The following is a 12,298-nucleotide window of genomic DNA, read 5'->3' on the forward strand; positions in this document are numbered from 1 at the left end:
GACCACGGCATGACAATTTTTTACAAATTTAACAATAACTTCTCAGGATTTTCAATGAGCTGCTTAATTTTTACCAAGAACGATACTCCTTCTTTCCCGTCAATTATGCGATGATCGTAAGATAAAGCTATGTACATCATCGGACGTATTTCAATTTTACCGTCTATAACTACGGCTCTTTCCTCGGTTTTATGTAAGCCTAGAATACCTGATTGAGGAGGATTAATAATCGGTGTAGATAATAATGAGCCATATACACCACCGTTAGAAATCGAGAATGTGCCGCCTGACAAATCAGCCATAGAAAGCTTACCCTCACGAGCTTTTTTAGCCAAAATTCCTATAGCTTTCTCTACTTCGGCAAATCCCATTTTATCGGCATCCCTAACAACCGGTACGACAAGTCCTTGCTCTGTTCCGACAGCTACACCTATATCATAGTAATTTTTATATACTAAATCATCGCCGTCTATTTCAGCATTTACCGACGGAATAAGCTTTAAAGCTTTTATAGTTGCTTTAACAAAAAACGACATAAAGCCAAGTTTCACAGCGTGCTTTTTCTCAAACTCTTCTTTATATTGATTACGCAAGGCAATTACTTTTGACATATCGATTTCATTAAAAGTAGTCAAAATAGCTGCCGTATTTTGTGAATCTTTTAAACGCTGTGCAATAGTTTTACGCAAGCGTGACATACGAACACGCTGTACTCTTTCTTCATTAGATTTACTTATTGCAGGAGCAGAAGTAGCCGTAGGCGGAGTGTTTATTGTTTCAAGCACGTCACCTTTGGTAATTCTACCGTCTCTACCTGTTCCTTTTATATTATTGGGGTCAAGCTTATTTTCGGTAACTAATTTTTGTACAGAAGGAGCAAGAGTATTATTAGCCACGGCAGGTTTTTCTACAGGCTTTTCTGAAGTAGGTTGCGTAACTGCTTGAGTTTTAGCAGATTCATTATTAGTACCGGCAGTACTTGCAGCTGCCCCTTCATTTATTTCACCTATTTCTTCGCCAACTGCTACATTTGCACCGTCAGTTTTCGATATTTTACCTATAGTACCGTTGCAAGGAGCATTAACTTCTAAAGTCACTTTTTCGGTTTCGATTTCTAACAGTAATTCATCGGTTTTAATCGAATCGCCTTCTTTCTTATACCATTTGGCAATAGTTGCTTCCGTTACGGACTCCCCAAGTGACGGTACTATAATTTTAACGCTCATAATTTATTTTACTCCTAAAAATACGATTCCTATGTCATTCCCGCGTAGGCGGGAATCTAGAATTTGCTTTGTCATCCCGTGGCTACGACCACGGGATCTTGTATCACAGACTGTGTCCTAAGATACCGCGATCAAGTCGCGGTATGACACTAAATGTTACTGGATTCCCGCCTATGCGGGAATGACATTAAGAACCACAATATTCACACCTTTAGTGCTTCCCTTAATAGCTTCTCTTGCTGTTTATTATGTGTTTGCAGCGAACCTACTGCCGGAGAGGCTGATTCCTCTCTACCTACATATTTAAATTCGTTATTAATTCCTGCTTCTTTTAAAGCATCGTTTAAGTGAGAAAATATATAACGCCAAGCTCCCATATTCTTCGGTTCTTCCTGACACCAAATAAATTCCTGCGTCCTATTATATTTTTTTAATAGCGATGCTACAAGTTTTTTTTCAAAAGGGTATAATTGCTCAAGCCTAATAATCGCTATATTACTGTTATTGCCACGCATTTCAAATAGATCGTAATACACCTTACCGCTACATAAAATTATTTTAGTAATATTGTTTGTATCTACTTTAGTTACTTCATCTAAAACCGGTAAGAAAGTAGTATTTTCACCTAGCTCGTCAAGTTTAGATACGGCATATTTATGACGTAATAATGATTTCGGCGACATTACGATTAACGGTTTACGGGTATCATCAAGTATTTGGCGACGTAGCAGATGGAAAATCGAAGCAGGGGTAGTAGGGTATGTAATATACATATTATCCTCAGCCGCCAGCTGTAAGAACCTCTCAAGTCTTGCCGAACTATGCTCTGGTCCTTGTCCCTCAAATGCATGAGGTAACAAAACCACAAGCACGCTCATACGAAGCCATTTAGTTTCGCTGCTTGAAATAAACTGGTCAAAAATAATCTGAGCTCCATTAGCAAAATCACCGAATTGTGCTTCCCATAAAACTAAATTTTTTGGGTTTGCGAGTGAATAACCATACTCAAAACCAAGCACCGCATATTCAGATAAATTACTATCGGCTACCTCGTATTTTGCTTGTTCTTTAGATAAATTATTTAGAGGTATATAGGTAGTATCATCAATTTGGTTGTGCAATACTGAATGACGATGCGAGAAAGTACCGCGTCCCGAATCTTGTCCGGTTAGCCTTATATTTGTGCCTGAAGCAAGCAAGCTTGCAAAAGCTAGCTGCTCTGCTGTCGCCCAATCAATAGGTTGATCAACTGTTAGAGTGGCTTTTCGAGCTTCAAATAGTTTTACAAGTTTTGGATTAGCAGCAAAATCTTTCGGTATTTCACATAGTTTAGTTCCTAAATCTTGCAATGTTTTTTTACCGACGCCCGTTATTGCAACTTGTGTACGAGTACGAGAAATACCTTGCCATAACCCGCCTAAGAAATGTGCTTCTTGCTTATAACTTTTTGCCTGCTCATATTCCTTATCTAGTTTTGCTTTAAATTCTTCTTTTAACTTAGCAAAATAATTATTATCAATTATACCGCTTTTTACTAACTCATTTGCGTAAATATTTCCAGGGGTTGGTTTGCTTTTAATAATGTTATACATCTTGCCTTGAGTATACATCGGCTCATCGCCCTCATTATGCCCGTATTTACGGTAACAAATAATTTCTACTACAACATCCTTGCCGAATTTCTGCCTGTATTCTACCGCAATATTGGTGGCTTTTAACACTGCTTCTATATCATCACCGTTAACATGTAAAATCGGGGCAGCTATGATTTTAGCAAATTCCGTAGAATATCTACTAGCTCTAGTATCTGCAGCATTAGCCGTAAAACCTAACTGATTGTTAATGACGAAATGCAATATTCCACCGATATCATAAGCAGTGAGTGGTGACATTGATAGACTCTCGGCAACCACGCCCTGACCGCAAAAAGCAGCATCGCCATGCACTAAAATAGCTTTGACTTTGCTGCGTTTAGTATCTCCAAGAATATCTTGCTTTGCTCTTACTTTTCCTGCAACTATAGGATTTACCGCTTCTAAATGTGAAGGGTTATCGGCTAGCGACAAGTGTATTTTCTTATCCTCTATAGTTCTATCGGACGAATAGCCTAAATGGTATTTTACATCGCCTGAAATATTTAATTCATCAGGAAATACGCTACCGCTTATGAAACCGGCAATAACGGCTTTATAAGGTTTGCCGACTACTTTAGTCAGAGTATTTAGCCTCCCTCGGTGGGCCATACCGATAACAACTTCTTCAACGCCTTGATGCATAGATAAATCTATAGCTTTACTCATGGCAACTATAGAAGCGTCTCCGCCCTCAACGGAAAAACGCTTAGCACCAGGGAATTTAGTATGTAGATACTGCTCAAACCCTTCTACTTCTACTAAATCATTTAGGATAGTTTTTTTGTCTTCAGAAGAAAATGTAATTTTGCTTTCTAGCTTATTATATAACCAGTTTTTTTCTTCTATATTTTCTATTTGTTCAAATTCAACACCGATGGAGCCTGTATAAACTTTATCGAGCTTGGTAACTAATTCAGATAATTTACAGTTCCAAGTACCGACAAATTCATCCGTAATATTGATATTTTCTTCTAGCTGACCGCTATCAAGACCGAAAGTTTCTATATTAAGCTTTAAATCATTTTTTGTTTTACGTAGCTCAAGACCAAGCGGATCAAGATTCGCTAAATAGTGAGCATGCTTGCGATAAGCATTGATCATTTCCTTAGCTTTTAAACTATTTAAGTCTTCAGAAGATAAATTATTATTTAACGATTCTTTTTTTATTTCATCAGGGATAATTATTTTTGCCGTACTTTTATTGAGTAAAGTATTATTATCCTTAATGCCGACAAAAAATTCTTGCCAAGTTTGATCAACCGAGGCAGGGTTGGCTAGATATTGCCTATATAGCTCTTCAACAAAAACAGCATTCCCGCCAAATAAATAACCTGTTTTTTTTAAGTCTTCTTCCATATTATTGTTTGTATTGTTTGATTTTTTTGTTCCGGTGCCGTGGCTTGACCACGGTATCCAGAAAAACAATTTAAAAATACTAATAATTATTAGTATTTTTACTGGATCCCCGCCTACGCTGGGATGACATCGAGTAGGTTTTGCCGATCCATGCAACAACGCCAATTGCCTGCTCGCAATGACGTTCATTACAAATGCAATAACTCCTTTGCTGCTTTTAAACTTGCCTCGGTGATTGTTTTACCTGAAATCATGCGGGCGAGTTCCTCTTGCCTTTCAGCTAAATTTAAAGCTTTTACCGTTACTTTTGTTTCTTTATCTAGCTGTGTTTTCTCGATTTTTATATGCAAATCTGCCTTACCTGCCACTTGAGGCTGGTGCGTAATAACTATTACTTGAGTAACGCTACTAAGTTTTTTTAATCGCTCACCTACTTTATCTGCGACCTCTCCGCCAGTCCCGACATCTATTTCATCAAATATAATAGATGGTTTTACCATTTTATCAAACAAAGAAGTTTTTAAAGCAAGCATGAACCTTGATAATTCACCGCCGGAAGCGATTTTATTGATTGCTGTAGCTAGCGTTCCAGGATTGGTAGAAGCCTTAAACACAATATCATCATTACTGTCGGCTGTCGGCTCTTTTCTAGTTTCTATCTCAATCTCAAAAATTGCTTTCGCCATTTTAAGCTGTTTTAGCTCCTGATGCAACGATTCTTCTAAGTGTTTTGCAGCAATAAGACGCTTTGCAGATAAATCACTCGCCAGTTTATAATATTTTTTCTGCAATAGCACTTCTTGAGCTTTTAACTCATTGCTATTTGCTATTTTATTTTTTAATATACCGAGCTGCTCTAAAGATTTATCTAAAAATACACCTAATTCATCAGCGGGAACATTATATTTACGGCTAATAGCTTTTATTAAAAATAATCTTTCTTCTGTTTCTTCGAGATTATATTCCTCATAATTAAAACTATCTAACAGATTTGATAATTCTTGACGTGCTTCTTCTAGATTATTATAGGCTTCTTCTAAGCTTGTAGCGATAGCTTCAAAACGCTCATTATCGCCTTGCCTTGCTAATAATTTCTCTGCTCTATTAATAGATGTATTTATTTCGGGATTATTAATCTGTTCTAGAATATCTTTTATTAACTGTAAATCCTTATCTTTATTTTGCAAATCTTTTCGTATATTTGCTAATTTTTCTTCTTCGCCTATTTGAATGTTCAGCTTAGTTAATTCTTCCGTTGCAAAGCTCAAATAATCGATTTCTTGGTCTATAGAATTTTGCTTAAGTGTTATTTCGGCAATTTCTTTCCGAGTATTTTGCCAAGTCTGATAACATTTAGAAAGTTCGGCTCGGAAGTCCAAAAGATTTCCGTAACTATCTAAAATATCACGCTGCGTATTTGCTTCTAGAAGAGAAATATTATTATTTTGCCCATGAAGTTCAAATAAGTAAGTAGCTAATTGCTGCATTATAGCCTTATTAACTACTTGATTATTAATGAAAAAATTTTTCCGTCCTTCGGCCTTTTGCAAACACTTTATAAGCAATAACTCTTCAGGCTCAATAAAATTTTGAATCAGAAAATTTTTTATTTCTTCATTTAAAGAGAATATTATATTAACAACAGCGTAATCTTTTCCGCGCTTTATTATATTATTTGAAGTTTTATAACCTAGGCAAAATAAAATAGCATCAAGTAAAATAGATTTGCCGGCTCCTGTCTCACCGGTAATAACGCATAAACCTTTATTAAACTCAATTTCCAGCTCGTCTATCAGAATGAAGTTTTTAACTGAAAGACTATGGAACATAGATTTCCTGATTTAGTATCCCTTAACTAGTCTATATGCATAACTATACCATTGACTATCAGGATAGTTGTAACCTAGCACCGAGGCATATCTTTTTGCTTCATCCGGAAGTCCGAGCATCATATAGCTTTCGACTAAACGGTAAAGAGCTTCTACCGAGTGAGAAGTAGTTTGATAATTATCAATTACCTCTTCAAATCTATTAATAGCTGCCATTGGGTTCTTTTTCTTTAAGTAAAACCGACCTACCATCATCTCTTTACCTGCTAGATGATCGTTTACTAGGTCGATTTTTAAAGATGAATCAATAGCATATTTAGTATTTGGGAATTTTGCTATTACGTCTTCAAAACTATCTTTAGCTAGGAAAGTTCTAGATTGATCATGATTTACGTCTGAAATTAACATATAACATGATAATGCTTTAAGGTAATATGCATAAGCAATGTCAACATTTGCAGGATGCAAATTAATGAACATATCAAGCACATCAACCGCTTCTTCATATTGAGCGGCGAGGAATAAAGAATAAGCCTGCATCAATTCGGCTTGCGGCGTCATTTCATTACCTGGATGTTGGTAAAATACTCTTCCGAATTCTTCCGCAGCTTTCTTATATTTTTTCTTTTCTAACAAAGTAACACCTTCGTTATAAAGAGTAGGAATAGGAACTACTATGTCATCACTGTTTTTTTTGCTTTTACATCCGCTGAAAACTAACCCTATAACTAAAAGGGTACTCAATAATTTTGTTAATTTCATAAGAACTTAAATTCAGTTAATAACTAAATATACATATAGGCTTACAGAATTTCAAGGATTCAATTTAAAATCTCACAAACTTATAAATTCTTGGACTTATTTCTCTACCCAGTGTCCTTTATCATTTTTGTGGTATTTTTTTTCAACGGCTGACCATGCTACTTTATGTGCAACTGTCTCTCTAGAGTCGTTTTCACGTCTTTTATCGGCATCCTTATATTGCTCAAATGCATGATTAAAAGCTTCACGATAAATATCCTTGGCATGGCTTGGAAGATGATTTTTGACTGAATCAGGTAAATCGTTATTATTTTTATGAGGCATAAAAACCTCCGGTAATATTGATTATTTAACGTCATTGCGAGGAAAAACTATAAGTTTTAACGAGGCAATCTCAGGAGTTTGTTATTATTTCATGAGATTGCCACGCAGCCTATGGTTGCTCGCAATGACGACTCGGTATTCACGACCATAAGCTTTTCATTTTGTTAAAAAAGTTGCCGTCGTTTTCTTTTTCATTTATAGATTCTTTTTTGAATTCTTCTAGTAATTCACGTTGTCTTTTAGATAAATTTTTAGGTACTTCGACATGAATATGCGTAAGCATATCACCCCTAATAGTTGATCTCATTTTAGACATACCTTTGCTGCGTAGCCTTAATTGATCACCGTTTTGTGTGCCTGCAGGAATTGTTAAGTTTACTTTTCCGCCTTCAATTACCGGTACTTCTATCTCTCCTCCAAGAGCGGCATTCACAAAACTAATAGGTAGTTTACAATGTAGATTTGCTCCGTCTACTTTATAAATATCATGTGGTTTTATTGCTATATCAACGTATAAATCACCGCTATTACCGCCTCTAATACCTGCTTCCCCTTCTCCAGTATGTCTTATTCTAGTACCGTTTTCAACACCGGCAGGAATATTTACCGATAAATTTCGTTGTTTATGATAACGTCCCATGCCATGACATTTCTTGCAAGGATTTTTTATAATTTGTCCATTACCTTGGCATTTATGACAAGCTTGTTCGATCGTAAAGAATCCTTGCTGAATTCTAGTTGCTCCAACACCGCCGCAAGCATCGCAAGTAGTTACGGTTTCACCTTTTTCAGAACCGCTACCGTGACAAGTATCGCATTTTACTTCGCTAGAAAAGCTAATATTTCTTTCTATACCGTGAAATGCTTCCTCTAGGTTAATTGTCAGATCATATTTTAAATCCGAGCCTCTAACTTTAGCTGAAGTTGGGCGTGATGATCTTCTGCTGCCTCCCATAAAGTCGCTAAAGAAGTCACCGAATATATCGTTAATATCAGGATGAAAACCGCCATGATTTCTTCCTCCTCGTGATTGTTGGTTTTGAAAATTATCATGCCCAAAGCGGTCATAAGCGGCTCTTTTCTGTTCGTCTTTTAAGACATCATAAGCAGCATTTATTTCTTTAAATTTCTTTTCAGCATTTTTAGCGTTAGTAGTATCAGGGTGATATTGCTTGGCTAGTTTGAGGTAGGCTTTTTTAAGGTCAGCTTGGCTAGCTGTTTTACTAACGCCTAGTATTTGGTAATAATCTTGTGACATGAAATTATTTTATATGTTTGTTTTATATGACGATGTCATGCCGTGACTTGACCACGGCATCCAGTGAAAACATAAAAATGTACACTTTAAGTTGTTTTCTGGACCCCGTGGTCAAGCCACGGGGTGACAATTATTACTTCTTCTCTACATCTTGAAAGTTGGCATCTACTATTTTTTCATCATTAGCGGCACTTTCTTCAGCAGGTTGGCTCTCGCTTTGTGCTTTATACATTGCTTCACCGATTTTCATGCTAGCTGCAGTTAAGCTTTCGGTCTTTTCTTTAATCAAAGCAGCATCTTCCGATTCAAGAACGGCTTTTAAAGTAGCTAGTGCTTCTTCAACAGCTCCTTTATCGTCTGATGATAATTTATCGCCATACTCTGTAAGAGTTTTTTCAGTAGAATAAACTAAACTATCGGCAGCATTTTTTGCTTCAATAAGTTCCTTACGCTTTTTGTCTTCATCGGCATTCTGCTCGGCATCTTTAACCATTTGTTCAATTTCCGCATCGCTAAGACCGCCGGAAGCTTGAATAGTTACTTTCTGCTCTTTACCGCTTGCTTTATCTTTAGCCGAAACATGCACTATTCCGTTAGCATCAATGTCAAACGTTACTTCTATTTGCGGCAAACCTCTTGGTGCAGGAGGTATACCTTCGAGATTAAACTGACCAAGTAATTTATTATCTTTTGCCATTTCACGTTCACCTTGGAATACTCTAATAGTTACGGCATGCTGATTATCGTCAGCAGTTGAGAATACCTGACTTTTCTTAGTAGGTATAGTAGTATTACGATCGATTAATCTTGTAAATACGCCACCAAGAGTTTCAATGCCAAGGGATAGAGGCGTAACGTCTAATAATAATATATCCGTTACTTCTTTATTAAGTACTCCGCCTTGAATAGCAGCACCGAGAGCTACAACCTCATCGGGATTTACGCCTTTATGCGGCTCACGTCCGAAGAATTTTTTTACAGCTTCTTGTACTTTCGGCATTCTAGTCATACCGCCGACTAATACTACTTCTTGAATATCAGAAGCTTTAAAACCTGCATCCTGTAGTGCTTTACGGCAAGGTTCAATAGTTTTCTCAATTAAATCATCTACTAATTTTTCAAGTTCTGCTCTAGTAAATTTAATATTTAAATGTTTCGGTCCTGTGCTATCAGCCGTAATATAAGGTAAATTAATATCGGTAGTTACTGCAGAAGATAGCTCTTTCTTAGCTTTTTCTGCGGCTTCTTTCAAACGCTGAAGTGCTAAAGGATCTTTACTTAAATCTATACCGTTTTCTTTTTTGAATACATCTATTAAATGGTTTAATATTCTTGTATCGAAATCTTCACCACCAAGGAATGTATCGCCGTTTGTTGATTTCACTTCAAAAACACCATCAGCGATCTCAAGAATTGAAACATCGAATGTTCCACCGCCAAGATCGTATACTGCAATAGTTTTACTTGCCGATTTCTCGAAACCGTAAGCAAGAGCTGCAGCAGTCGGCTCGTTGATTATTCTAAGGACCTCAAGACCTGCTATTTTACCGGCATCTTTCGTTGCTTGACGCTGTGCATCATCAAAATAAGCAGGTACGGTAATTACTGCTTGTGTTACTTTTTCCCCTAAATAACTCTCGGCAGTTTCTTTCATTTTTTGTAAAATGAATGCACTAATTTGGCTTGGTGAATATTTATTGTTATCAGCTTCAACCCATGCATCATTATTATCGGCCTTGACTATTTTATACGGTACAATACCTTGGTCTTTTTTAACCATGGGGTCAACAAACTTTCTACCGATTAGTCGTTTTACTGCATATACGGTATTGCGAGGGTTAGTTACTGCTTGCCTTTTAGCTGATTGCCCGACTAATTTTTCGCCGTTTGCAAAAGCTATTATTGACGGCGTAGTTCTCTCACCTTCTGCATTTTCTATTACTTTCGGTTCTTTACCTTCCATGATTGCAACACAAGAGTTGGTAGTTCCAAGGTCGATACCTATTACTTTTCCCATAAGATTCCTCGTTTTCTTTTTTTATTTTTGTTTATTATTAGTGTTGTAGTCTGTATGTCATTCCCGCCTACGCGGGAATGACATACAGACTACAAATCCTTTAATTATTGTGCTACGACTTTTTATTTGATATAGTGCAGCTTAAATGATTTTACAAGAGGTGAACATGAAAAAACCACCAATTTTACTAAAACTTTTATTTATTATTAATATAGTTTTCCAGAATAATATAGTTTTTGCATCTTCTGAAACAAGCAGTGCTATATTTGAAAAAGCGAAGAAAGCAATCGTAACAATTGATACTAGAATTGCTGTATCGGCATATGATGATACAAGTAGTTGGACAGGAACGGGATTTATTAACGATAAGAACAACGGTTATATAATTACTAATACTCATGTTGTCGGCGGTGCGTCTATCGGAACTTATTTTGTTACTTTTTATAATGGGGAGCAGGCAGAAGCAAAGCTTATCTATTACGATATTTGGCAGGATTATGCCGTTCTAAAAGTAGAGAGCAAAGATATACCGGCATCGGCAACACAAATAGCTTTCTCAAACGAGCTTCCAAAATTAAATCAAAAGGTTTTCGTAGTCGGTAACACGGAAGCAAAAGGTTTTTCTTTCCATACCGGTTATTTGTCTGACCTTTATAATATTGAAGGTTTAATGCCACAATGTACTTATGTTATTAATTTAAATAGTACCGGCGGTGCTAGCGGTTCACCGGTGTTAAACGATAAGATTGAGGCTATAGGAGTATTATATGGTGGGGGTAAAACTCATTCTCTAGCACTGCACGGTGATTATGTAGCTTGCACTTTAGACAGTTTAAAGAATAATAAACAACCGAGCAGAAAACATATAGGAATAATAAGCGAGTTATATTCTTTAAATAAAGCAGTTAGACATCATAATTTCCCTAAAGAAGAAATGGACAAATATATAAATAAATTTCCTGATAGTAGAAATAGAGTGATAAGCGTTAAGACAGTTCTAGCCGGTTCGCCTGCTGAAAAATCTTTAAAAGCCGGTGATATTATTTGGGCAGTTAATGATAAGGAACTCGGCGGTAATCTAGCATTATTTGATAGAGAAATGGATAATTCCAAAGGAATAGCTATTAAACTTACTATATTTCGTGACGGAAAAAAGCTAGAACAAGCAGTAGATTTATATGATGTGAACAATAATAAAATTGCTAAAATGATAAATTTCGGCGGTGCAGTATTTTTTGAAGCCGATGATTATTTTAGTAATAAATCAGGTATTCCGCTTAAAGCTCTAAGTATAGCTTCCGTTCAATCCGGTAGTAGCTTTAGCTCTATACCGACGTTTTTTACCAAAGATTATAAAAATGTTTATAGATTGCAAATTTTTGAGATGAAAGATTTGGCTTTGAGTAATCTTGACGATTTGGTGAAATCCTTACCTGCTATTACTAAAGAGAAATTTATAACGGTTAGATTTAAAAATTATCAACCTTACTATGCTAATTTCGGTTATAACGAACTCATCTCGTCACATGATAATATGATTGCGGATGTAACCTTGGATTCTATAGATACTAAGCCTTATATATTAAAGTATAATGCTATTTCTCATGACTGGGATATGGAAAATATAAAACTTCAGTAACTCATCCATTGTGATAAATTAACAATTCTTAATCAATTAAGTAATATATAATTCAACTTGATTTGTTGCGTTATTATTCTTAAATTTATAATCTTATATTTTAGGAGAATTGCAAATTAGCTTAGAGTAGTGCGCCAACTAGGTCATTTTTGTGTGGATTGGTAAATATTCTTTATGTTATTCCTGCAAAAGCGAGAAAGCATTGTTGCGTGGATACATACTTAAGCCGTCATTGCGAGCAGCCGTAGGCTGC

8 protein-coding genes are annotated in these 12,298 nt (G+C 36.2%); 1 reads left to right on the top strand and 7 read right to left on the bottom strand.

What is annotated here, in order from left to right; translation table 11 throughout:
- Positions 1-20 precede the first annotated feature (20 nt).
- From odhB to dnaK, 7 genes are all read right to left on the bottom strand, one after another.
- Entirely contained in the window at positions 21-1,226 is a 1,206-nt protein-coding gene (gene odhB, locus MB29_RS05490) for a 2-oxoglutarate dehydrogenase complex dihydrolipoyllysine-residue succinyltransferase (protein WP_032139375.1), read from the bottom strand.
- Between the two features lie 203 nt (positions 1,227-1,429).
- Entirely contained in the window at positions 1,430-4,216 is a 2,787-nt protein-coding gene (locus tag MB29_RS05495; RefSeq protein WP_032139398.1) for a 2-oxoglutarate dehydrogenase E1 component, read from the bottom strand.
- 188 nt (positions 4,217-4,404) lie between these two features.
- Complete coding sequence (gene recN / locus MB29_RS05500) at positions 4,405-6,045, bottom strand: DNA repair protein RecN (RefSeq protein ID WP_032139376.1); 1,641 nt, start codon at positions 6,043-6,045, stop codon at positions 4,405-4,407.
- A gap of 12 nt (positions 6,046-6,057) precedes the next feature.
- Positions 6,058-6,807, bottom strand: a complete 750-nt coding sequence (locus MB29_RS05505; protein ID WP_032139377.1) for an outer membrane protein assembly factor BamD — start codon at positions 6,805-6,807, stop codon at positions 6,058-6,060.
- 96 nt (positions 6,808-6,903) lie between these two features.
- Positions 6,904-7,131, bottom strand: coding sequence for a ChaB family protein (locus MB29_RS05510; protein ID WP_032139378.1), 228 nt, complete (start codon positions 7,129-7,131; stop codon positions 6,904-6,906).
- A gap of 139 nt (positions 7,132-7,270) precedes the next feature.
- Complete coding sequence (gene dnaJ, locus MB29_RS05515; RefSeq protein ID WP_032139379.1) at positions 7,271-8,389, bottom strand: molecular chaperone DnaJ; 1,119 nt, start codon at positions 8,387-8,389, stop codon at positions 7,271-7,273.
- Between the two features lie 133 nt (positions 8,390-8,522).
- Complete coding sequence (dnaK, locus tag MB29_RS05520) at positions 8,523-10,406, bottom strand: molecular chaperone DnaK (protein WP_032139380.1); 1,884 nt, start codon at positions 10,404-10,406, stop codon at positions 8,523-8,525.
- A 145-nt stretch (positions 10,407-10,551) separates the two neighbouring features.
- Between dnaK and MB29_RS05525 the strand changes: the two genes are divergently transcribed.
- Positions 10,552-12,045 (top strand): S1C family serine protease, encoded by a 1,494-nt coding sequence (locus tag MB29_RS05525; protein WP_032139381.1) that lies wholly within the window; start codon positions 10,552-10,554, stop codon positions 12,043-12,045.
- Positions 12,046-12,298: the final 253 nt, after the last annotated feature.

Source organism: Rickettsia tamurae (assembly GCF_000751075.1).
GTDB classification, from domain to species: Bacteria; Pseudomonadota; Alphaproteobacteria; order Rickettsiales; family Rickettsiaceae; genus Rickettsia; species Rickettsia tamurae.